This window comes from Acidovorax sp. FJL06, from assembly GCF_003852545.1.
Classification (GTDB): Bacteria; Pseudomonadota; Gammaproteobacteria; order Burkholderiales; family Burkholderiaceae_C; genus Acidovorax.
Genome location: NZ_QAJR01000018.1, coordinates 118,863 through 141,723 on the forward strand (window position 1 = coordinate 118,863; position 22,861 = coordinate 141,723).

Here is a 22,861-nt window from a genome sequence, read left to right on the forward strand (position 1 = left end):
TGTGTGAACTTCGTTCCCACAGTCAACGTGCTGCGCACGTTGTGCCTCCTTCGAAAAATCATGGCTCTCGTATTTCATACGCGATCAATGATTTTTTCGCCGAACAAGCCTTGGGGCCTGAAGAGAAGGAACACCAGCGCCAGCACATACGCAAACCAGATCTCGATGCCCCCGCCCACGAACGGGCCCAGGTACACCTCGGAGAGCTTCTCGCCCACGCCGATGATGAGCCCGCCGATGATGGCGCCGGGCACGGAGGTGAGGCCGCCCAGGATCACCACCGGCAGCGCGCGCAGCGCCACCGTGGTCAGCGAGAACTGCACGCCAAGCTTGCTGCCCCAGATCATCCCGGCCACCAGCGCCACCACACCGGCCACACACCACACGATCACCCAGATGCGGTTGAGTGGGATGCCGATGGACTGGGCCGCCTGGTGGTCGTCGGCCACGGCGCGCAGGGCGCGGCCGGTGGAGGTCTTCTGGAAGAACACCGACAGCAGGGCCACCAGCGCGGCGGCGATGGCCGCAGCGATCACGTCTTCCTTGTTCACCAGGATGCCGCCCTGGAACAGGCTCTCCAGCATGAAGATCGGGTCCTTGGGCATGCCCACGTCGATCTTGTAGATGTCGCTGCCGAACAGCGTCTGGCCCAGGCCTTCCATGAAGTAGGTGATGCCCAGCGTGGCCATGAGCAGCGTGGCGCCCTCCTGGTTCACGAGGTGGCGCAGCACCAGCTTTTCAATCACCCAGGCCACCACGAACATGATGGCGCCCGCAATGATGAAGGCCGCGAGGTTGGCCACGATGGGGCTGCTGATGCCCGTCCACTTGGGGATCCATTCGGCAAAACGCGCCATGGCCAGGGCGGCGAACAGCACCATCGCACCCTGCGCGAAGTTGAAGACGCCCGATGCCTTGTAGATCAGCACGAAGCCGAGCGCCACCAGTGAATACAGCATGCCGGCCATGAGGCCGCCGATGAGGGTTTCCAGAAAGAATGCCATTTGTCGTTTCTCCCGCCCTTAGTGGCTCGTGCCCAGGTAGGCACTGATCACGTCTTCGTTGCTGCGCACTTCGTCGGGGCTGCCGTCGCCGATCTTCTTGCCGTAGTCCAGCACCACCACCCGGTCGCTGATGTCCATCACCACGCCCATGTCGTGCTCGATGAGCACGATGGTGGTGCCGAACTCGTCGTTCACGTCGAGGATGAAGCGGCACATGTCCTGCTTTTCTTCCACGTTCATGCCGGCCATGGGCTCGTCGAGCAGCAGCACCTGCGGCTCCATGGCCAGGGCACGGCCCAGGTCCACGCGCTTTTGCAGGCCGTAGGGCAGCTGGCCCACGGGGGTCTTGCGGAACGCCTGGATTTCGAGGAAGTCGATGATGTGTTCGACATATTCGCGGTGGCGGATTTCCTCGCGCTCGGCCGGGCCCCAGCGCAGCGCCTGCAGCAGCAGGTTGCTTTTGATCTTGAGGTTGCGGCCGGTCATGATGTTGTCGATCACGCTCATGCCCTTGAACAGCGCCAGGTTCTGGAACGTGCGCGCCACGCCCATCTCGGCCACCTGGCGCGAGTTCATGTGGTCAAACGTCTTGCCCCGGAAGGTGATGGAGCCTTCGGACGGCGTGTACACGCCGTTGATGCAGTTGAGCATGGAGCTCTTGCCCGCGCCGTTGGGTCCGATGATGGCGCGGATCTCGTGCTCCTTGACGTTGAACGAGATGTCGGTCAGCGCCTTCACCCCGCCAAACCGCAGGCTGATGTTCTTGACGTCGAGGATGACGTCGCCGATCTTCTTGGTGGTCATGGGCAGGGGCTTCTCAAGCGGGTAGAGAGCGGGTTTCATGCGGCGGCCTTCACCGGGGTGAAGGTCTTGGTGTCGGACAGCTTCAGGGTAGCGCTCACGCTGCCCGTGCGGCCGTCCTCGAACTTGACCTGGGTTTCGATGTATTGCTCGGTGCGGCCCGCATAGAGCGCATCGACCAGCACCGCGTATTTCTCGGCAATGAAGCCCCGGCGGACCTTGTTGGTGCGCGTGAGTTCGCCGTCGTCGGCGTCCAGCTCCTTGTGCAGCACCAGAAAGCGGCTCACCTGGCTGCCCGCCAGCAGCGTGTCGCTGGCCAGGTCGGCGTTGACCTTCTCAATGCACTCACGGATCAGCTCGTACACATCAGGCTTTTGCGCCAGGTCGGTGTAGCCCGCGTAGGGCAGGTTGCGGCGCTCGGCCCAGTTGCCCACGGCGTCGAAGTCGATGTTGACCATCACGCAAACCTTCTCACGGCCGTCGCCCAGCGCGACCACTTCCTTGATGTGCGGGAAGAACTTGAGCTTGTTCTCCACGTACTTGGGCGCGAACATGGCCCCATCGTTGGCGCCGCCCTTGATGCGGCCCACGTCCTTCACACGGTCGATGATCTTGAGGTGGCCGTGTGCGTCGAGGAAGCCCGCGTCGCTGGTGTGGTACCAGCCGTCGGCGGTCAGCACCTCTTCGGTGGCCTTGGGGTTCTTGTAGTACTCCTTGAGCAGGCCGGCCGACTTGACCAGGATCTCGCCGTTGTCGGCCACCTTGATCTGCACGCCCCGGATGGGCACGCCCACCGTGTCGGCGCGGGCCTGGTTGTCGGGCTGCAGGCAGACGAACACGGCGGTCTCGGTGGAGCCGTAAAGCTGCTTCAAGTTGATGCCGATGGAGCGGTAGAAGGTGAAGAGGTCGGGGCCAATCGCCTCGCCCGCCGTGTAGGCCACGCGCACGCGGCTGAAGCCCAGGTTGTTGCGCAGCGGGCCGTAGACCAGCAGGTTGCCCAGCGCGTACTTGATGCGGTCGAGCAGGCCCACGGGCTGGCCGTCCATGAGCGCCGGGCCCACGCGCTGGGCCACGGCCATGCAGGCGTGGAACATCTTGCGCTTGAGGGCGCCCGCATCCTCCATGCGGATCATCACGCTGGTGAGCAGGCCTTCAAAAATGCGCGGCGGCGCAAAGTAATAGGTGGGCCCCACTTCCTTCAGGTCGATGGTCACGGTGCTGGCCGACTCGGGGCAGTTGACCACGTAGCCGCAGGCCAGCCACTGGGCGTAGCTGAAGATGTTCTGGCCGATCCAGGCCGGGGGCAGGTAGGCCAGCACTTCCTCGCTGCTGGTGAGCTTGTCGAACTCGGCGCCGGCCGACGCGCGGTCCAGCAGGGTGCTGTGGGTGTGCACCACGCCCTTGGGGTTGCCCGTGGTGCCCGAGGTGAAGAACATCGCCGCCACGTCGTCGGGCTGGGCCTTGGCCACCTCGGCGCGGAACCACTGGGGGTGCTTGGCGACATGGGCGGCGCCCGCCTCGATCAGCGCATCCAGCGACGCCAGGCCAGGTTCTGCGTAATTGCGCAGGCCGCGCGGGTCGTCAAAGAAGATGTTGGAAATCTGCGGGCATTGCTCGCGGATCTCGAGCAGCTTGTCCACCTGCTCCTGGTCTTCCACCATGCAAAAGCGCACCTCGGCGTTGTTGAGCGGGAAGATGCACTCGGCGGCCACCGCGTCCTGGTACAGCGGCACGGGGATTGCGCCCAGCGACTGCGCGGCCAGCATGGTGGCGTACAGGCGGGGGCGGTTGGCGCCAATCACCACCATGTGCTCGTTGCGCTGCAGGCCCGCCAGGTGCAGGCCGGCGGCCACCTGTTCCACCAGGCGCACCAGGTCGGCCCAGCTGTGGGTTTGCCAGATGCCATATTCTTTTTCGCGCAGGGCCGGGGCCGTGGGGCGCTCGGCGGCATGCTGGAGCAGCAGTTGCGGGAACGTGGTCTTCATTCCGGTTCCTAAAAGTGAGTGGGTGTCCGCCCGGTGACAGCCGGGGGCGCAAGCTTGTGATTGCGCGATGGGGGAATGCTAGGACCCACTTTGACGCCATCTTGTCTTGCCGACGACAATTTACGGGAAACTCCTCATTGGGTAAAACCCTGCCTCGGTGCGCCGAGCCTCCGTCCTGGGGTACCGGGGGCCTGGGGGACGAGGCTTCACAGGGGGGCGGTATCCTCGGTGCATGTACGCCCCGTTTTTCGGTCTCCAGCATCCCCCGTTTTCCATCGCTCCAGACCCGCGCTATTTGTTCATGAGCGAACGCCACCGCGAGGCGCTGGCGCACCTGCTGTACGGGCTGGATGCCGGTGGCGGCTTTGTGCTGCTGACCGGCGAGGTGGGCGCGGGCAAGACCACGGTGTGCCGCTGCTTTCTGGAGCAGATTCCGGCGCACTGCAACGTGGCCTACATCTTCAACCCCAAGCTCACGGTGCGCGAGCTGCTGCGCTCCATCTGCGACGAGTTCGGCGTGCCGCACAAGCCCACCGTGCCGGGCGGGGTGGAGACGGTCAAGGACTACATCGACCCGCTCAATGCCTCGCTGCTGGCCGCGCACGGGGCCGGGCGCAACACCGTGCTCATCATCGACGAGGCGCAGAACCTCTCGGCCGACGTGCTGGAGCAGCTGCGCCTGCTCACCAACCTGGAGACCAGCGAGCGCAAACTGCTGCAGATCATCCTGATCGGCCAGCCGGAGCTGCGCGCCATGGTGGCCAGCCCCTCGCTGGAGCAGCTGGCGCAGCGCGTGATTGCGCGCTTCCACCTCGATGCACTGAGCCCGCGCGAGACCCAGCAGTACATCGTCCACCGCCTGGCCGTGGCCGGCCTGCAGGGCCCCGTGCCCTTCAGCCAGCGCGCCATGGCGCGCGTGCATGCGCTGTCGCGCGGCGTGCCCCGGCGCATCAACCTGCTGTGCGACCGGGCCCTGCTGGGCGCCTATGCCGCCGGGGTGCGCGAGGTGAGCGCCACCATCGTCCAGCGGGCTGCGCGCGAGGTGTTCGATGCGTCTGCACCGGCCGCCGCGCGCCTGGCCTTGCCGCGCTGGGCGGTGGCGGGCCTGGGCGTGGTGGCCGGGGCCGCCCTGGTGGCGGCAGGAGGCTGGGCCCTGGGCGGCTGGCCCTTGGCGCCACGCTCGGCTGGCACACCGGCGGGCGGGCCAGCCGTTGCCGCCAGCGCTGCTGTCGCCGCCGCATCAGCGCCCCTGGCGGCCGGGGGGCTGCAACCGCCGGCCAGTGCTGCAGTGGCGATTGCGTCCCCGTCGGCGCCGGCCAGTGCGGCATCGGTGCCGGGCGCCGAGGGGGGCGCAGCGGAGCCGCTGTCGGCGCTGCAGCAGTGGCTGGCGGCACAGCCGGCCAGCGATGCCCCGGCCTGGCAGGCGCTGGCCACGCGCTGGGGCGCCCGCCTGCCCGAGGGCGCGGACGCCTGCGCCACGCTGCCGCGCGAGGGGCTGCGCTGCTACCGCAACCGCCGCGCGGGCCTGAACCTGGTGCGCCAGATCGACCGGCCGGTGCTGCTGGCGCTGTACCCCTCGGAAGACTCCGATGCACCGGTCTCGGTGGTGCTGCGGGGCCTGGACAAGGACCTGGCCACGCTCGAAGGCGCGGGCCGCACGCTGCAGGTGCCCGTGGCCGAGCTGGCACAGGTCTGGCGCGGCGACATCGCCACCTTGTGGCGCACCCCGCCCGGCATGCCGGACAAGGGCGACATTGCCGACACCAGTGCCGGTGCCGCCTGGCTCGACAAGCAACTGGCCACGGCCGCGGCCGGCGGTGCGGGGGCGAACGGGCGGGCGGCCACGCCGGCGGTGCGCCAGTCCCGCATCCAGCGTTTCCAGCTCGCCCAGGGCGTCACGCCCGACGGCCGCGCCGGCCCCCTGACCCTCATGCTGCTCAACCGCGTCAATGGCGTGAGCGAACCCCGTCTGCGCACAGGAGCCTGATCCCCATGTCCTACATCCTTGATGCGCTGCGGCGCGCGGAAGCCGAGCGGGGGCGGGGTGCCGTGCCGGGGCTGCACACACAGGCCGTCCCGGTGCCCGGCGCGGCCGCCGTGGCCGAACGGCCGGCCGCCCCTGCGTGGCGCCTGGCCACCGCCGGTGTGGCCGTGGCGGCCGTGGCCGTGGCAGGCACCTGGTGGGTGATGCAGCCGCAGCGCCCGGCCCCGGTGGTGGTGGCTGCGGCCCCCGCACCGGGCCCCGTTGCACCCACGGCCCCCATCGCCCCCGCTGCGCCTGCGGTGGCGCTACCGGCTGCGCAGGCCATCCCCGCACCGGCCCTGGCGCCCACGCCTGCGCCAACACCTGTGCCCGCGGTGCTTGCGCCGCCGCCCGAACCCCGCTCAGTTGAGAAGCGCAGCGCGGCCCCGCCGCGTGAGAAGCCCGCGCCGCAGGTCCATGCCCCCCGGGGAACAGGCGCAGAGCCTCCTCCTCCCCGCCCCCGTGCCGATCCCGCCCGGGACCCAGCCCCGGCGCGCGCGCCCGAACCTGCCGCCGTGGCCGCCGCGCCTGCGCCGACCACGGCCACCGGCACGGTGTTTGCGCAGGCCGACCTGCCCGAGGCCGTGCGCGCGCAGCTGCCTTCGCTCAAGATCTCGGGCGTCACTTACTCCGGCAACCCGGCGTACCGCATGGCCATCGTCAACGGGCAGGTGCTGCACGAGGGCGACCCGGCGGGGCCGGGCCTGCTGCTGGAGCGGATCGAGCCCGGACGCACCATCTGGTCGTTCAAGGGCTACCGCTACGGGCTGGCCTCGCAGTAGCGCAGGCCGGCGCGGGGTTTGAATTCAATGCGGCGCTAGCGCTTTTTGGGTAAGCGGTGTGTGCTATTAAATAAATAGCATGCGTGGCCGACCCAGCGCCCCGCAGGCGGTTCAGCGGATGAAGCGCCCGTCGCGCCCCACCAGCGTCAGCTCCACAAAGCGCGATGCGTTGCGCTCCGGGCTGCTGGCGCTGATCTCGAAGCCGCCCAGGTCCCATTTCCTGAGGTTCCAGGTGGCGTCGATGAAGGCCGCGCGTGTGGGGTTGCGGCCCGCGCGCTGCAGGGCCTCGGCAAACACGCGGGCGTTGATGTAGCCCTCCAGCGCCAGGTGCGAGGGCTCGGCCGTGGCACCCGAGGCCTTCCAGGCCGCCTGGAACTCGCGCACCACGGGCATCACCACGTTGGAGGGCAGGGGCACCACCTGCGAAATCGCCATGCCCGTGGCGTCCGCGCCCAGGGCCTTGACGGTGGCGGGCGTGCCCATCACCGACAGCGCGTACAGCGTCACGCCGCGCTGGAGCGCCCGGAAGGCCTTGACGAACTCCAGCGTGGGCTTGCCGGCCAGGCCGATCACGACGGCCTCCAGGTGGCCGCCCGCCAGTTTGGCGGCGGCGCTGCCGGCGTCCGAGGCGTTGTTTTCCACCGTCACGGCCAGCGCCTCGGGCAGCTTGAGCCGGTCCATGGACTGCTTGGCCGCGCTGAACACTTCTTTGCCGAAGGTGTTGTTCTGGTAGACGATGCCGATGCGCTGGATGCCGATGGTGGACAGGTGCTGCACCAGCTTTTCGGCCTCGTCGGCATAGCTGGCGCGGATGTTGAACACATTGCGCGCCTTGGTGCGGCTGAGCTGTGCGCCGGTGAAGGGCGCAAAGAACGGGATGCCGCTCTCGATCACCTTGGGCAGCATGGCGTCGATCATGGGCGTGCCCATGCAGTTGAACAGCGCAAAGGTGGCCGGGTCGGCCAGCAACTGCTCCACGTTGGCCAGCGCCTTGGGCACGTCGTAGCTGTCGTCCAGCGTGGTCAGTTCGATGGCACGGCCGTGGATGCCACCGCGCGCATTGAGGGCCGCGAACGCCGCCTTGGCCCCCTGGTGCATGGCCGAGCCCAGGTCGCCCAGCGGGCCGGTGAGCGCGGTGGACTGCGCGATCCGGATGGCGCCGTCCTGCGCGTGCGCACGGCTTGTGGCTGCCAAGCCGCCCAGCCCCACCCAGGGCAGGGCGGCGACGGCGGCCAGCGCCTGGCGCCGCCCCAGGCCGCTGCGGGGGGCGGGGTGGGCGGGTGCGGCGGTGCCGGGCCCGGTGAATGGGTGTTTGTTCATGGCTTTGTCTCCTCGGTAGCCCCGACCTGAGGTGCGGGGAGGCGCCATCATCCGGTGGAGATTGGCATTTTTTTGTCTTTCTGACGACAATTCGAATCAGGATTTCCCGTACCTCCGACCCCACCGAACGGATCGCATCCATGGACTCCCGAATGAACCAGGACCTGTCGCTGCACCAGCGGCGCAGGCCCCCCACCGCTGAAGAACTGGGCGGCATCCCGTGGCTGGACCAGCTGCAGCCCGCCGAGCGCGAGCGCGCCGTGGCCTCGCTGCTGGTGGGCGATGCCAATGCGGGCGACTACGTGTGCCGCATCGGCCGGCCGGTGACCTACTGGTTTGGCGTGGTGGAGGGGCTGCTCAAGATGAGCAGCGACAACGCCCAGGGCCAGACCATGACCTTCACCGGTGTGCCGCCCGGGGGCTGGTTTGGCGAGGGCACGGCGCTCAAGCGCGAGCCCTACCGCTACAACATCCAGGCGCTGCGCAAGAGCGTGGTGGCGGGCCTGCCCATCGACACCTTCCACTGGCTGCTGGACCACTCCATCGGCTTCAACCGCTTTGTGATGAACCAGCTCAACGAGCGCCTGGGCCAGTTCATCGCGGCGCGCGAGATCGACCGCCTGAACAACCCCGACGTGCGCGTGGCGCGCAGCCTGGCGTCGCTGTTCAATCCGGTGCTGTACCCGGGCGTGGGCGAGGTGCTGCGCATCACGCAGCAGGAGCTGGCCTATCTGGTGGGGCTGTCGCGCCAGCGCGTGAACGAGGCGCTGGCGGCGCTGGAGGGGCAGGGTGCGATCCGCATCGAATATGGCGGCCTGCGGGTGCTGGACCTGGGGGCGCTGCGGTCGAGCATCTTCCAGCTCAAGGGGGGCTGAGCCGCCCCCCCCAATATTCAGCGCGGCAGCGACGGCAGCGTGCTGCGGGCCTGCAGGGCCGGTGCGTGCGGTCTGGCGCTGCGCCGTGCGGGCACGGGGGATGCCGCCGGGGGCGATGCGCCCCAGCTGTCCTCGCCGCCGCCATCGTTGCGCGAGAGGCGGAAGGTGCCCACCATCTGCGTGAGGCGCCCGGCCTGGTCCTTGAGGCTGTCGGCCGCGGCCGCGCCTTCTTCCACCAGCGCGGCGTTCTGCTGGGTCATCTCTTCCAGTGCGCCCACCGACTGGCTCACATGGCCGATGCGCTGGCTTTGCTCCTGCGTGGCGGCGGTGATCTCGCCCATGATGTCGGACACGCGGCGCACGGAGAGCACCAGCTCTTCGATGGTCTTGCCCGCGTGGTTCACCAGGGTGCTGCCTTCCTGCACCTGATCGACGCTGGCGCCGATCAGGGCCTTGATTTCGCGCGCGGCGTTGGCCGAGCGGCCGGCCAGGTTGCGCACCTCGCCCGCCACCACTGCAAAGCCCCGGCCCTGTTCGCCCGCCCGCGCGGCCTCCACGGCGGCATTGAGCGCGAGGATGTTGGTCTGGAACGCAATGCCGTCGATCACGCTGATGATGTCGGCGATCTTGCGCGAGCTGGCGCTGATGGTGTCCATGGTGCGCACCACCTGCGACACCACCTCGCCGCCGCGCGTGGCCGCGTCCGACGCGGTGGACGCCAGCTGGTTGGCCTGGCAGGCAGAGTCGGCGCTTTGCGACACGGTGCCGGTCAGGTCCACCAGCGAGGTGGCGGCGCTTTGCAGGTTGTGCGAGGTCTGCTCGGTGCGCTGGCTCAGGTCCAGGTTGCCCGAGGCCACCTCGGAGCTGGCCACGAGGATGGAGTCGGCCGTCTGGCCGATCTCGCCCACCAGCGTGCGCAGGCGCTCCTGCATGGCGGCGATGGCCTCCAGGAGGCGGCCGGTTTCATCGTGGATGCGCACCTCGACCTGCGAGGTGAGGTCGCCGCGCGCAATGCGCTCGGCCACCACCACCGCGCGGCCGATGGGCGCGGTGATGCTGGTGGTGATGCGCCAGGCAATCAGGGCGCCCAGGCCGATGGCCAGCAGCACCAGCAGGCCGCCCACCAGGCGGGCGTTGCCCTGGGTCTGCTCGGTGGAGGCCGTGGCTTCGGCGTTCAGGGTGTTCTGCAACTCGATCAGCTCGCGCAGCTTGGCGCGCCAGGCGGTCTCGCCCGGGGCCACGCGCGTCATCAGGGCCAGCGTGGCGCTCACGGTGTCGCCATCGTCGGCGGCCTTGGTGGCATTGGCGAGTTCGGGGCGCGCCTTGCGGCCCAGTTCCTGCACCTCGGCCAGCAGCTGGATCTCGGCCGGGGTGGCATTGCCCGGCGTCAGCAGCGCGGCCAGCGCGGCTTCCTGGGTGGCGTAGTCCTTCAGCGTCTTGCCGACGGCGTCGATCTGCTCACGCGCCTGCTTGGGGTCGATGTCGTTGAGCATGGCCGCCGAGCGGCTCTGGATGCCGATGGCACTCACGTTTTCCAGCATGCCGTTGACCAGCTTGGCCTTGTTCGCGCCGATACCGGTGATCTGGCGCATCTGCTCGTGCACCTGGCTCACCGACAGCTGGCCCAGGGCCGCCACGGCAATGACGAGCACGAGCATGCAGCCAAAGCCCAGGCTGAGCCGGCTGGAGATCGACAAGGATTGGAGGGGGGTGGCGGCAGGCATGGAGGTCCTTGTGTCTCGGTGGGCGCAGGGGGGAATCATCAAAACGGGCACGGGAAACCGGTGCGAACGGACCGAAGCAATATCGGTGCCCACGGGGCGGCGGGCGGGGCGGGGCGCACGCTCGACGCAGTGTAGGCAGAAACTCCGCCCTGCGTCATGAGCGTTGCGGATGCCGCCATGCCCGAAATGCATGGCCGGCCCGGTTACAAATCGGCCGGCTTGCTTTTGTGGTGCGGCTGCGCGAAAGTGCAACAGGGCGTGGTGAGCGATGGACGAAAAAATCGCTGCAAGCGCTTGGCAAGGAAAGAAAGTTTGCTCTCTTTTTTGATGTTCATGCCCGGCCGAGGGTTTGCCCTGCGGACCGGCGCGCTGGGGGGCGATCAGGTATAAACCTGTAACAGTTGCGAGGTCTCTGATGCATTCCATTTTTTGCTTCTCGAAGCTCCGTGCTGCCTGGGCCGCATTGGCATGGGCCGTGCTGGCCGGTTGCGCCGCACCGGTGCCCGATAGCGGCCTGCGCGAGACGGTGGTCGCCGTGACGGCGTCGCACGAACTCATCACCTTCCACGCCGGGCAGCCCGGCCGCATCCTGGAGCGGCGCCCGGTGACGGGCCTGCCCGCCGGCGAGCGGCTGGTGGGCATCGACTTCCGTGTGGCCAAGGGCGTGCTCTATGCGCTGTCGCAGGCCGGGCGCCTGTACACGCTTGACATCCCCACGGGCGCGTTGCGCCCCGTCGGTGCCGCGCCCGCGGTGCTGCCGCTCAACGGCAGCGTGTTCGGCTTCGATTTCAACCCGGCGGCCGACCGCATCCGCGTGGTGTCCAGCACCGGCCAGAACCTGCGCCTGCACCCCGACACCGGGGCGGTGGTGGATGGTGACCCCGCAGTCGAGGGCGTGCAGCCCGACCCCGCCCTGCGCTATGCCTGGGGTGACGTGAACGCCCGCCGCCGGCCCGACATCGCCGGGGCGGCCTACACCTACAACCCGAACGACAGCAAGATCACCACCAACTACGCCATCGACCGCGCGCTGGGCGTGCTGGTGATGCAGGGCTCGCGCGAAGGCACAGTGCCGGTGGTTTCGCCCAACTCGGGGCAGTTGCGCACCGTGGGTTCGCTGGGCCTGGGGCCCCTCGCGGATGTGGCTTTCGACATTGCAGATGTGGGCAACACGGCGCTGATCGCGGTGCGCACGGCAGCCGACAACCAGACCCGCCTGCACCAGGTGGACCTGGCCACCGGCGCCACGCGGCCGCTGGGCACGGTGGGCGAGGGCACGCCGTTGCTGGGCATGGCGATCGAACCATGAGGCCTGGCGGAGCGCTCCTGCTGCGCAGCTGCCTGGCCGGCTGGCGCCCGGCCGGTATGGCTGTGTGCGCGGCGGGCCTGGTGGGCTGCGCGGCCGTTCAGGCAGGCACGGTGCAGGTGGAGGTGGCAGACGCTTCGGGCAAGCCGCTGGCCGATGCGGTGGTGTTTCTGGACTCGGCCGATGCGCGCAAGCAGGCCCGCCCGCTGGCCGGCGTGGAGATGGCGCAGGAGAAGCGCCAGTTCGTGCCCGGCGTGCTGGTGGTGACGGCCGGGACGGAAGTGCTCTTTCCCAACCGCGACACGGTGCGGCACCATGTGTATTCGTTCTCGCCTGCCAAGAAGTTCGAGCTCAAGCTCTACACCGGCACGCCTTCCAACCCCGTGCTGTTCGACCGGCCCGGCGTGGTCACGCTGGGCTGCAACATCCATGACCAGATGGTGGGCTGGATTCTGGTGGTGGACACCCCCTACTTCGCGCGCTCGGCAGCGGCCACCGGCAAAGTGCAGATCGACAACGTACCGCCGGGCACCTACACGCTGCGCACCTGGCACACACGCCTGCCCGTGGGGGCTCCGGCGATGGAGCAGGCGCTGACGGTGCCCGCCACCGGCGCTGCCACGGCCTCGGTGCGCTTGACGGGGTTGCAGCCTTGACGCGGCTGCGCCTGGCCCGGCGCAGCCTGATCCTGCGGCTGGTGGGGTTGTCGCTGCTGTTGCTGCTCATCGTGCAGGCGGCCGGTTTTGCCGTGGTGCGCGAATCCATCGACCGCAATGCGCGCGCCCAGATCGCGCAGGCGCTGGACCTGGACGAGAACATCTGGCGCCGCCTGCTGGAGCAGAACGCCGAGCGTTTGCGCCAGGGTTCGGCCCTGCTGGCGGCCGACTACGGCTTTCGCTCGGCGGTGAACTCGGGGGACGAGGACACCATCCAGTCGGTGCTGGAGAACCACGGCAGCCGCATCGGGGCGGCCGTGACGGCCCTGCTGGGCACCGACCTCACGCTGCGCGCGGTCAGCCTGTCGGGCGGCATGGAGCAGTTTCCGGCCACGCTGCGGCAGGTGGTGCCGCGCCTGGCCAGCCAGCCCCAGGGCAGCCAGACCGTGGTGATGGACGGCGTGCCCTACCAGTTCGTGATGGTGCCCATGCGCGCGCCGGTGGTGATTGGCTGGGTGCTGATGGGCTTTCCGATCGACCAGTCGCGTGCCGACGAGGTGCGGCAGCTGCTGGCGGTGCATGTGGCGCTGGTGGTGAAGGGCGCGGACGGCGTGGTGAAAGTGCCCGTGACCACGCTGCCCCCCGAGGCCCTGGCGCTGCTGCGGCGCGAAGGCGGTGCGGTGGGGGAGCTGCAGACGGCCGAGGGCACGCTGCTGGTGCGTTCCCGGGCGCTCGACAGCGTGGGCGGCGAAGTGCATGCACTGCTGCTGCGCTCGGTGGACGAGGTGGTCGCCCCCTACCGCCAGCTGCAGGTGCTGCTGGCCATCATCACCGTGGCCGGCGTGCTGCTGTTTGCCGTGGGCACCGGGCTGGTAGCGCAGCGGCTCACCACGCCCCTGCGCTCGCTGCTGGCCGCCACGCAGCGGCTGTCGCGCGGCGAGTACGACACGCCGCTGGAACACACCGGCCGCATGGACGAAATCGGCAACCTCGCGCGCTCGTTCGACCACATGCGGGTGGACATCGCGGCGCAGCAGACCGAGATCCGCCGCCTGGCCTACTGGGACCGCCTCACCGGCCTGCCCAACCGGGAGCGTTTTCGCGAGGCCGTGGTGCGCGCCCTGGCCGGCCATCCCGAACACCCGGGCCGAACGACCCCCGCCGCTGTGCCCCAGCCGGTGGCGGTGCTCACCCTGGACCTGGACCGCTTCAAGCATGTGAACGACGTGCTGGGCTATGCCTTTGGCGACCGCCTGCTGCAGGCCGTGGCCGGGCGCCTGAGCCTGCAGGTGCGCTCGCCCGAAGACATGGTGGCGCGCCTGGGCGGCAACGAGTTCGCCATCCTGCTGCTGAACGCAGACGCCGCCGCTGCGCACGACATCGCCCAGCGCATCAACCACTCGTTCGAGGAGCCACTGGCGTTCGAGGACCAGACCGTGGACCTGAGCGCCGGCATCGGTTTTGCCTGCTGGCCGGGCGATGCGGACGATGCCGACACCCTGCTCAGCCGCTCGGAGATCGCGATGTATGCGGCCAAGCGCAAGCTCAGCGGGGCGCTGGAGTACGACGCCGCCTTCGACTCGGCCAGCACGCAGACGCTGTCGCTGCTGACCGAGCTGCGCCAGGCGGTGGAGCACGGCGAGCTGCGCCTGTACCTGCAACCCAAGGTGCCGCTGCATGGCCAGGCGGGCCTGGCGGCCGAGGCGCTGGTGCGCTGGCAGCACCCGCAGCGGGGGCTGGTGCCGCCCATGCAGTTCATCCCGTTTGCCGAGCAGACGGGTTTTGTGCGCCAGCTCACGCTGTGGATGTTCGAAGAGGTGGCCCGGCTGCTGGCCGACCCGCGCACGCGCGGCCTGCCGCTCCGGGTGTCGGTCAACCTCTCGACACGCGACCTGCTGGACCCGGAGCTGAGCAACCGGCTGGCCGACATCCTCGCGCGCCACGGCGTGGCCGCCAGTGCCTTCTGCCTGGAGATCACCGAAAGCGCGATCATGGACGATCCCCAGCGCGCCGAGGCCATGCTCAACCGGCTCTCCGAGCAGGGCTTCAAGCTGTCCATCGACGACTTCGGCACGGGGTACTCGTCGCTGGCCTACCTCAAGCGCCTGCCAGTGGATGAACTCAAGATCGACAAGTCTTTCGTGATGGGCATGGAGACGGGCGAAGACGACGCGATGATCGTGCGCTCGACCATCGACCTGGCGCACAACCTGGGGCTCACGGTGGTGGCCGAGGGCGTGGAAACCGCCGCCATCCTGGAGCAGCTGCGCGCCCTGGCCTGCGACGAGGCGCAGGGCTACCACATCACGCGGCCCTTGCCGGTCGAGGATTTCCTGGCCTGGCAGGCGCGCCAGGGGTAGAAATCTGCATTTTTTCCGGCCGCAACGGCGCTCCGGGCGCGGTCGGCCGCATGGAATGTGGACCCCGGTCGGCCCGCAGGCGAAAATACGCGCAATGTCTTCTTCCTCTTCTCGCCCGCCAGCCGGTCCTGCTGCCGCCCCGGCCACCGATGCCGGCGGCCCCCCTTCTTCGGCGCCTGCGGCGCCACGCCCCGTGCTGCGCCGCCCCACCCTGGCGGCCAAGCCCGCGCCCGTGCGGCCTGCGCCGCCGCCCCGAGCCCCCCGGCCCGCCCGTTCACCCGCTCCGCCCAGCTACCGCACTGCGTCTGGTACCTTTGTGGCGCCGGTGCGCCAGGTGCCTGCGCCAGCGACGGGGATGGTGGGAGGCTTGCTCACCTCGCGCCTGAACAAGCGCATGGCCGAGCTGGGCCTGTGCTCGCGGCGTGAGGCTGACGACTGGGTGGAGCAGGGCTGGGTCAAGGTCAACGGTGTGGTGGCGACCATGGGCCAGCAGGTCACGGCCGCCGACCGCATCGAGGTGGACAAGATCGCCCAGGGGTTCCAGGAGCAGCGCGTCACCATCCTGCTGAACAAGCCCATCGGCTATGTGAGCGGCCAGGCCGAGGATGGCCACACACCCGCCGTGGCACTGATCAACCCCCGCACCCACTGGCGCGATGACCCCAGCCGCAACCGCTTCTCCCCGCCGCAGCTGCGGGGCCTGGCACCTTGCGGGCGGCTCGATATCGACTCGGTGGGCCTCTTGGTGCTGACCCAGGACGGCCGCGTGGCCCGGCAGATCATTGGCGAGGACTCCGAGATGGAAAAGGAGTACCTGGTGCGCGTGGTCTACCAGGCCCCGGGCCAGGCGGTGCCACGCCACCCCGGCGAGCGCTCCGCGCCGCTGCAGGAAATCAACGAGCGTGACCCGGTCAGCACCAATGTGCAGGCGGTGTTTCCCAAGGAGTTGCTGGAACGCCTGCGCCATGGCCTGAGCCTGGACGGCGAGCCACTCAAGCCCGCCAAGGTCGATTGGCAAAACCCCGAGCAACTGCGTTTTGTGCTCACCGAGGGCAAAAAGCGCCAGATTCGCCGCATGTGCGAGCTGGTGGGGCTCAAGGTGGTGGGGCTCAAGCGCATCCGCATCGGCCGTGTGACCCTGGGCAACCTGCCCGTGGGGCAGTGGCGCTACCTGTCGCCCAACGAGCGCTTCTGAGAGCTGCCGGGCTCCGCACAACCCCCCGCCTTTTTTTCTGGATCGGAGCCTTTCTCATGCCCTCTTCGCGCCCACCGCGCATGCGCAACAGCGCCCCGGCTTCTGGAACCAACCCGCTGCGGCAGTTGCGTGCCTCCGACCTGCGGGGCGTGGCCCGCCTGGCCACGCAGGCCACGGCCGGCATCAGCCGTGTGGCCGAGGGCGTGCACCAGTCGGTGCGCGGCACCCTGGGGTTGCCCGGTGGGGCCCAGCCGGGCCGTACCGGAGGGCTGACCGGCATGGTGTACCAGAGCATCCGGGGGGTGACGCAGCTCGTGGATGCGGGCCTGCAGGCGGGGCTTGCGCGGTTGGAGCCCTTTTTCTCTGCCGGCGCGCCTGGCACCGAGGTGCTGTGGGAGCGCGAGGCGGTCATCGCGGCCCTCAACGGCGTGATGGGCGACCGGCTGCAGCAGGACAACAACCCGCTGTGCACCCGCATGGGCTGGTACCAGCAGGGCCTGCCGCTCGATGTGCGCGCCCTGGGCGCTGCGGGCGCGGCCAGCGGCAAATTGCTGGTGCTGGTGCATGGGCTGTGCATGAACGACCTGCAGTGGCAGCACGGCGGCCATGACCATGGCGCCCACCTCGCCCAGGCGCTGGGCTACACGCCGGTGTATCTGCGCTACAACACCGGCCAGCACACCTCGACCAACGGCGCTGAGCTGTCGGCCCTGCTCGAATCCCTGGTGGCCTCCTGGCCCGTGCCCGTGACGGAGCTGGCCGTGCTGGCCCACAGCATGGGCGGGTTGGTGGTGCGCAGCGCCTGCCACCACGCGGCCACCCAGACTGCGGGCGCCAGCGGCTGGCTGCCCCGGTTGCGCCAGGTGGTCTTTTTGGGCACGCCGCACCATGGCGCGCCGCTGGAGCGGGCGGGGAGCTGGGTGGATGTGCTGCTGGGCAGCACCCCCTATTCGCGGCCGTTTGCGCGCTTGGCACAGTTGCGCAGCGCGGGCATCACCGATCTGCGTTATGGCCATGTGCTCGATGCCGACTGGCAGGGCCGCGACCGCTTCCGCAGCCGCCCCGACCAGCGCACCCCCGTGCCCTTGCCCGCCGGGGTGGCCTGCCATGCGGTGGCGGCCACGCTGGCCGCCCGGCGCAGCCCCGTGGCCGAGCGGCTGGTGGGGGATGGGTTGGTGCCCTTGCACAGCGCCCTGGGCATCCACGATGATGCAAAGCGGGGGCTCGGGTTCGCCAAGGACCGGCAGGCCGTCTTCTACCGCATGGGCCACCTGGCGCTGCTGGGCGACGCTGCCGTGGCGCAGCAGCTGGTGCAGTGGATGGCGCCGGCATGACGCCCACCCCGTGCCTCCTCGCCTGCGCGGCCGTCTTTTTTTCTCGGGGGGCGGGGTGTGCCAGGCACCGGGGTGCGGCTACGATGTGGTCATGGAGCAATAGGTAACAAGGAGAAACTTGTGAGTGATGTGAAATACCGCCTGGTGACCCGCAGCGACTTCGACGGCCTGGTCTGTGCCGTGCTGCTCAACGAACTCAACCTTATTGACGAGATCACCTTCGTCCATCCCAAAGACATGCAGGATGGCAAGGTCGCCATCACCAGCCGCGACATCACCACCAACCTGCCCTATGTGCCCGGCGCGCACCTGGTGTTCGACCACCACGAGTCCGAGACCATCCGCAACTCGGGCCGGCGCGATGAAAACCACATCATCGAGGCGCATGCCCCCTCGGCCGCACGGGTGGTCTACAACCACTACGGCGGCAAGGCGGCCTTTCCACGCATCACCGACGACATGATGGCCGCCGTGGACCAGGCCGATTCGGCCCAGTATTCGCGCGAGGACATCCTCGACCCCCAGGGCTGGGTGCTGCTGAACTACATGATGGATTCACGCACCGGGCTGGGCCGCTTCCGGGAGTTCCGCATCAGCAACTACGCGCTGATGATGGACCTCATCCAGTATTGCCGCGACCACTCCATCGACGACATTCTGGCCCTGCCCGATGTGCAGGAGCGGGTGCAGCTGTACCGCGAGCACGCGGCCAAGGCCAAGGAGCAGCTGCAGCGCTGTGCCATCTGCATCGGCAAGCTGCTGGTGCTGGACCTGCGCGAAGAAGAGACCATCTGGGCCACCAACCGCTTCATGATCTATGCGCTGTTCCCGCAGTGCAGCATTTCCATCCACGTGATGTGGGGGCTGCAGAAGCAGAACACGGTGTTCGCCACGGGCAAGTCCATCCTGGACCGCAGCAGCCACGTGCACATCGGCAACCTCATGCTGGAGTTCGGCGGTGGCGGCCATGCCGCTGCAGGCACCTGCCAGGTGGCCAACGACAAGGCCGACACCATCCTGCAGACGCTGGTGCAGCGCATCACGCTCGAAAACTGAGCCAGCCTGCTGCGGGCGCAGGCCGGGCGGGCCCAGGGCCGCTCAGTCTTCGCCGAACAGCCCCCGGTAAATGGCGGCGCCAAGCAGCGCACCCGCAATGGGCGCGGCCCAGAAGACCCACAACTCCGACAGCGCATAGCTCGGGCCAAACAGTGCGGGGCCGGTGCTGCGTGCCGGGTTGACCGAGGTGTTGGTCACCGGGATCGAGATCAGGTGGATCAGCGTGAGGCACAGGCCGATGGCCATGCCACCCACACCTTCGGCGGCGCGCCGCGAGGTCACGCCCAGGATCACGATCAGGAACACCGCTGTGAGCACGACCTCGGCCACCACGGCCGCCAGCAGCCCATAGCCGCCCGGCGAATGCTCGCCATAGCCGTTGGTGGCAAAGCCGCCGATGTCCGCACCGGGCTTGCCCGTGGCGATGAGGTAGAGCACCCCGGCTGCGGCAATGGCGCCCAGCACCTGGGCCACCACGTAGCCGGGCAGTTCGGACACCTTGAACCGCCCGCCCAGTGCAAGCCCCACGGACACTGCTGGGTTGAAATGCCCGCCCGAGATGGGCCCCAATGCGTAGGCCCCCGTCAGCACCGTCAGGCCAAAAGCCAGCGCCACGCCCAGAAACCCGATGCCCAGCTGCGGAAACGCGGCCGCCAGCACGGCGCTGCCGCAGCCGCCAAAGGTGAGCCAGAACGTGCCGAGGAATTCGGCAGACCATTTTTGCAAAGAGGTGGGCATGGGACTTGTCCAAAAAACAGGTGGGCCGGCTGCCGGCGCGGGCCCGCAGCAGATGCGGCATCTTAGGAGCGCAAATTGCGCTGAACAAGCGTTAATTGCGCGCAAATTGTCAACAATGCTTCCCTGGGGTATGGGCCGGGCACCAGCGCCGCCGGGCCAGATGGTATGCCGCCAGCCCCTTTCGCGGCCGCTGGAGTGCTGTTGGCCTTGAAATTGGCCCATCCGCCCCGAGGTGAGCACGCGCGAATGTCTTTTGCACTGCAGGGTGCCCAAGGACATTTCTCCAGACCGTATGAAGTAGCCCATTTCAAGACACCATGAGCACCAAACAAACCCTGTCTTTCCAGGCCGAAGTAGCGCAGTTGCTGCACCTGGTTACCCACTCGCTGTACTCCAACCAGGAAATCTTCCTGCGCGAGCTGATCTCTAACGCGTCGGACGCCTGCGACAAGCTGCGTTTTGAAGGCCTGAACAACTCCGCGCTGTTTGAAGACGCCCCCAACCTCGAAGTGCGCGTGCGCTTCGACCAGGCCGCCAAGACGCTGACCATCACCGACAACGGCATCGGCATGAGCCAGCAAGAGGCCATTGACCACCTGGGCACCATCGCCAAGAGCGGCACCAAGGACTTCATGGGCAAGCTCAGCGGCGACCAGAAGCAGGACGCCCAGCTCATCGGCCAGTTCGGCGTGGGCTTTTACTCCGGCTTTATCGTGGCCGACAAGATCACCGTGGAATCGCGCCGCGCGGGCCTCACGGCCGACGAAGGTGTGCGCTGGATCAGCGGCGGCACGGGCGACTTCGAGGTGGAAACCATCACCCGCGCCCAGCGCGGCACCAGCATCATCCTGCACCTGCGTGACGACGCCGAGGAATACCTCAACGCCTGGAAGCTCAAACAGGTCATCGCCAAATACTCCGACCACATCAGCCTGCCCATCCGGATGGAAAAGGAAGAGTGGAAAGATGGCGAGCTGATCAACCCGTCGGACGAAAACGGCGGCCGCCAGCCCGGCGGCATGGTCAAGACCGGCGAGTGGGAAACCATCAACAAGGCCAGCGCCCTGTGGTCCCGTCCCAAGAAGGACATCAGCGAAGAGCAGTACGCCGAGTTCTACAAGGCCATCAGCCACGACCACGAGGCCCCGCTGACTTGGGCGCACAACCGCGTGGAAGGCAACACCGAGTACACGCAGCTCTTGTACATCCCCGCCAAGGCGCCGTTTGACCTGTGGAACCGCGACAAGAAGGCCGGCGTGAAGCTCTACGTCAAGCGCGTGTTCATCATGGACGACGCTGAGGCGCTGATGCCCACCTACCTGCGCTTCGTCAAGGGCGTGATCGACTCGGCCGACCTGCCGCTGAACGTGAGCCGTGAGCTGCTGCAGGAAAGCCGCGACGTGCGCTCCATCCGCGAAGGCAGCACCAAGCGCGTGCTCAGCATGCTGGAAGACCTGGCCAAACACGACAAGCACGATGCCGCCGCGAATGCCGACGGCGTGACCGATGTGGTCGATGCCGACGACAAGGCCAAGGAAGGCAAGTACAGCGCGTTCTACGCCGAGTTCGGCGCGGTGCTGAAGGAAGGCCTGGGCGAAGACTTTGGTAACCGCGAACGCCTGGCCAAGCTGCTGCGTTTTGCATCCACCACCAGCGATGCCGCGACGGTGGGCTTTGCCGACTACAAGGCGCGCATGAAGGAAGGCCAGGAGGCGATCTACTACATCACCGCCGATACCCTGGCCGCCGCCAAGAACAGCCCGCAACTCGAAGTCTTCAAGAAGAAGGGCATCGAAGTGCTCTTGATGACCGACCGCGTGGACGAGTGGGCGCTGAACTACCTGCACGACTTTGATGGCACGCCGTTGCAGAGCGTTGCCAAGGGCGCGGTGGACCTGGGCAAGCTGCAGGACGAGGCCGAGAAGAAGGCCGCCGAAGAGGCCGCCGAGGCTTTCAAGCCCGTGCTCGCCAAGCTGAAAGAAGCGCTGAAAGACAAGGCCGAAGACGTGCGCGTGACCACCCGCTTGGTCGATTCGCCCGCCTGTCTGGTGGTGCAGGACGACGGTATGAGCACGCAACTGGCCCGCATGCTCAAGCAGGCCGGCCAGCAGGCCCCCGAATCCAAGCCCGTGCTGGAGGTGAACGCCGAACACGCGCTGGTGAAGAAGCTCGACGGCAGCGTGCATTTCCACGACCTGGCCCACATCCTGTTCGACCAGGCGCTGCTGGCCGAAGGCGGCCTGCCCGAAGACCCGGCCGCGTACGTCAAGCGCGTGAACGCGCTGCTGGCGTGACGGTGGATGGGGTGGTGGCAGATTCGCCTTGAGGGGCGGGAGTCTGCCCCACCCGCTGGTGGATAGAAAGCGCGCCAGCAGCGATCAACAGTGAAACCCCCGGGCGGCCAGAGGCACCCGGGGTTTTTCTTTGTGCGGGGCCGGCGCTACTCCTCCGGCAGTGCCTGCTCCAGGATGCGTTCATACACCTGATTGCGTTCCTGCGGGTCGGCATCGATCAAGGTCTTGAGGGCCCCCTCGGGCAGCCGCATGCCCCGGCGCCGGTCGGTCTCCACCGGCAGGTTGCGCCAGCCAGAGAGCACCAGCCAGTCCCACAACTCGTCCGCGATGGGGTGGGTGACCGCCATCTTCAGTGAGCCGCGCAGGATGCCTGAACCCACCGCAGGCAAAGGCCCCACCGGCGCGGGGCGGCGTGGCTGGCGGATGGATAGGGCTGTGCGAAGCCAATCTTTCATGGGGGGCGTCGGGTGAAGCGCTGGTCGCAGCATAGCCCACGACCCACGGGCGACTCAAGCCCGGTCTTGCATGGCTGGGTGCTTGGTTACGCCCAGCCTCCATGACCTTGGGGCGTCAGGCGCAGGTGCTCAGGGTCCGGCGTCGTTACTGGGTTTCCAGTGGCTCGGTGACAGCGGAGCACAGGAATGGCGTCGCAGCCGACGCTTCGGGTGCGGCGTGTGGCCGTGGGGAGGCCGGGTCCAGCCGGTACCCCATGCCGTAAATCGCCGAGATCGTGTAGCCGTTGGCTTCGGTCAGCTCCAGCTTGGTGCGCAGGCGCGACATGTGGGTGTCGAGGGAGCGCGATGGCGTTTCGGTGGCGTCGCCCCACACGGCCTCCCGCAGGTGGGTGCGGGACAGCAGGCGGCCTGCGTTGCGGAACATGAACAGGGCCAGCTCGTACTCGCGGTTCTTGAGGTCGATGGGCTGGCCGTGCACGGACAGCGCGCGCTTGTCGGCATCAAAACGGTAGGCCCCGAAGGCCATGCGGGCGCCCATGCTCTCAGGGAAGGCGCGGCGCAGCAGGGCGGTGGTGCGCGCCACCAGTTCGCCCATGCGCAGGGGTTTGCTCATGAAATCGTCCGCACCGCGCGACAGGGCCTCGACCACGTCGCGCTCGTCGTTGCGGCGGGTGATGAACAGGATGGGCAATTGCATGCCGCCCATGTCGCGCACGGTCTGCACGACCTCGGTGCCTTCCATGTCGGGCAGATGCCAGTCCACGATCAGCAGATCGAAGGTTTCCTGCCGCAGGGCCTTGAGCAGGCTGCTGCCGTCGGCATAGGTGTGGCACACATGGTGGTGGCATTCCAAGGTGCCCTTGATCTGCTCCAGGAGGAGAAGGTCGTCGTCAAGGACTGCGATGCGCATGGTGGTGGGCTCGGGGCCGGGGGCCGTGAAAATCAACTACAAA

At 68.2% G+C, this 22,861-nt stretch carries 19 protein-coding genes; 11 read left to right on the forward strand and 8 right to left on the reverse strand.

The window, feature by feature from the left end; genetic code table 11:
* Nucleotides 1–74 precede the first annotated feature (74 nt).
* Genes DBV10_RS11845 through DBV10_RS11855 form a run of 3 tightly spaced genes read right to left on the reverse strand, consistent with a single transcriptional unit; the run spans nucleotide 75 to nucleotide 3,790 of the window.
* Nucleotides 75–1,004 carry a branched-chain amino acid ABC transporter permease gene (locus DBV10_RS11845; protein WP_124513840.1) on the reverse strand — a complete coding sequence of 310 codons (930 nt, stop codon included), beginning with the start codon at nucleotides 1,002–1,004 and terminating at the stop codon, nucleotides 75–77.
* A gap of 18 nt (nucleotides 1,005–1,022) precedes the next feature.
* A complete protein-coding gene (locus tag DBV10_RS11850) occupies nucleotides 1,023–1,808 on the reverse strand; it encodes an ABC transporter ATP-binding protein (RefSeq protein WP_100411939.1) in 786 nt (261 codons plus the stop codon).
* 35 nt (nucleotides 1,809–1,843) lie between these two features.
* Nucleotides 1,844–3,790, reverse strand: coding sequence for a long-chain fatty acid--CoA ligase (locus DBV10_RS11855; RefSeq protein WP_124513841.1), 1,947 nt, complete (start codon nucleotides 3,788–3,790; stop codon nucleotides 1,844–1,846).
* Nucleotides 3,791–4,022: 232 nt separating this feature from the next.
* Here DBV10_RS11855 and DBV10_RS11860 point away from each other — a divergent pair, with 232 nt between their 5' ends.
* Together DBV10_RS11860 and DBV10_RS11865 are read left to right on the forward strand one after the other, a co-directional pair.
* Nucleotides 4,023–5,777 (forward strand): ExeA family protein, encoded by a 1,755-nt coding sequence (locus tag DBV10_RS11860; RefSeq protein ID WP_124513842.1) that lies wholly within the window; start codon nucleotides 4,023–4,025, stop codon nucleotides 5,775–5,777.
* Nucleotides 5,778–5,782: 5 nt separating this feature from the next.
* Nucleotides 5,783–6,595: a general secretion pathway protein GspB gene (locus tag DBV10_RS11865; protein WP_124513843.1), complete on the forward strand. Its 813-nt coding sequence runs from the start codon at nucleotides 5,783–5,785 to the stop codon at nucleotides 6,593–6,595.
* Nucleotides 6,596–6,706: 111 nt separating this feature from the next.
* Here the strand turns inward: DBV10_RS11865 and DBV10_RS11870 are convergent, their stop codons facing one another.
* The gene (locus tag DBV10_RS11870) at nucleotides 6,707–7,915 is read right to left on the reverse strand and encodes an ABC transporter substrate-binding protein (protein WP_124513844.1); all 1,209 of its coding nucleotides are present in this window, start codon (nucleotides 7,913–7,915) and stop codon (nucleotides 6,707–6,709) included.
* Between the two features lie 140 nt (nucleotides 7,916–8,055).
* Between DBV10_RS11870 and DBV10_RS11875 the strand changes: the two genes are divergently transcribed.
* Entirely contained in the window at nucleotides 8,056–8,790 is a 735-nt protein-coding gene (locus tag DBV10_RS11875; protein WP_124513845.1) for a Crp/Fnr family transcriptional regulator, read from the forward strand.
* Nucleotides 8,791–8,807: 17 nt separating this feature from the next.
* Here the strand turns inward: DBV10_RS11875 and DBV10_RS11880 are convergent, their stop codons facing one another.
* Nucleotides 8,808–10,514 (reverse strand): methyl-accepting chemotaxis protein, encoded by a 1,707-nt coding sequence (locus tag DBV10_RS11880; RefSeq protein ID WP_124513846.1) that lies wholly within the window; start codon nucleotides 10,512–10,514, stop codon nucleotides 8,808–8,810.
* A 156-nt stretch (nucleotides 10,515–10,670) separates the two neighbouring features.
* Here DBV10_RS11880 and DBV10_RS11885 point away from each other — a divergent pair, with 156 nt between their 5' ends.
* From DBV10_RS11885 to DBV10_RS11915, 7 genes are all read left to right on the forward strand, one after another.
* Nucleotides 10,671–10,904 carry a hypothetical protein gene (locus DBV10_RS11885; RefSeq protein ID WP_124513847.1) on the forward strand — a complete coding sequence of 78 codons (234 nt, stop codon included), beginning with the start codon at nucleotides 10,671–10,673 and terminating at the stop codon, nucleotides 10,902–10,904.
* Between the two features lie 25 nt (nucleotides 10,905–10,929).
* Nucleotides 10,930–11,823, forward strand: a complete 894-nt coding sequence (locus DBV10_RS11890) for a DUF4394 domain-containing protein (protein WP_124513848.1) — start codon at nucleotides 10,930–10,932, stop codon at nucleotides 11,821–11,823.
* A gap of 56 nt (nucleotides 11,824–11,879) precedes the next feature.
* On the forward strand, nucleotides 11,880–12,476 hold the full coding sequence (locus DBV10_RS11895; RefSeq protein WP_124513887.1) for a methylamine utilization protein: 597 nt from the start codon (nucleotides 11,880–11,882) through the stop codon (nucleotides 12,474–12,476).
* Nucleotides 12,473–14,836: an EAL domain-containing protein gene (locus tag DBV10_RS11900; protein WP_124513849.1), complete on the forward strand. Its 2,364-nt coding sequence runs from the start codon at nucleotides 12,473–12,475 to the stop codon at nucleotides 14,834–14,836. Before DBV10_RS11895 ends, DBV10_RS11900 begins: the two co-directional genes overlap by 4 nt.
* 355 nt (nucleotides 14,837–15,191) lie before the next feature.
* Nucleotides 15,192–16,031, forward strand: a complete 840-nt coding sequence (locus DBV10_RS11905) for a pseudouridine synthase (protein WP_124513888.1) — start codon at nucleotides 15,192–15,194, stop codon at nucleotides 16,029–16,031.
* Between the two features lie 56 nt (nucleotides 16,032–16,087).
* Nucleotides 16,088–17,365, forward strand: coding sequence for a triacylglycerol lipase (locus DBV10_RS11910; protein WP_124513850.1), 1,278 nt, complete (start codon nucleotides 16,088–16,090; stop codon nucleotides 17,363–17,365).
* A 120-nt stretch (nucleotides 17,366–17,485) separates the two neighbouring features.
* Nucleotides 17,486–18,421: an exopolyphosphatase gene (locus tag DBV10_RS11915; RefSeq protein WP_124513851.1), complete on the forward strand. Its 936-nt coding sequence runs from the start codon at nucleotides 17,486–17,488 to the stop codon at nucleotides 18,419–18,421.
* A 42-nt stretch (nucleotides 18,422–18,463) separates the two neighbouring features.
* Here DBV10_RS11915 and aqpZ read toward each other — a convergent pair whose 3' ends face one another.
* Nucleotides 18,464–19,159 (reverse strand): aquaporin Z, encoded by a 696-nt coding sequence (aqpZ, locus tag DBV10_RS11920; protein ID WP_124513852.1) that lies wholly within the window; start codon nucleotides 19,157–19,159, stop codon nucleotides 18,464–18,466.
* A 317-nt stretch (nucleotides 19,160–19,476) separates the two neighbouring features.
* On the opposite strand from aqpZ, the gene htpG reads away from it, so the two are divergent.
* Nucleotides 19,477–21,453 carry a molecular chaperone HtpG gene (gene htpG, locus DBV10_RS11925; RefSeq protein WP_124513853.1) on the forward strand — a complete coding sequence of 659 codons (1,977 nt, stop codon included), beginning with the start codon at nucleotides 19,477–19,479 and terminating at the stop codon, nucleotides 21,451–21,453.
* A gap of 146 nt (nucleotides 21,454–21,599) precedes the next feature.
* Here htpG and DBV10_RS11930 read toward each other — a convergent pair whose 3' ends face one another.
* Nucleotides 21,600–21,908 (reverse strand): hypothetical protein, encoded by a 309-nt coding sequence (locus DBV10_RS11930; protein ID WP_124513854.1) that lies wholly within the window; start codon nucleotides 21,906–21,908, stop codon nucleotides 21,600–21,602.
* Between the two features lie 145 nt (nucleotides 21,909–22,053).
* Nucleotides 22,054–22,818 (reverse strand): response regulator transcription factor, encoded by a 765-nt coding sequence (locus tag DBV10_RS11935; RefSeq protein ID WP_124513855.1) that lies wholly within the window; start codon nucleotides 22,816–22,818, stop codon nucleotides 22,054–22,056.
* Nucleotides 22,819–22,861 lie beyond the last annotated feature (43 nt).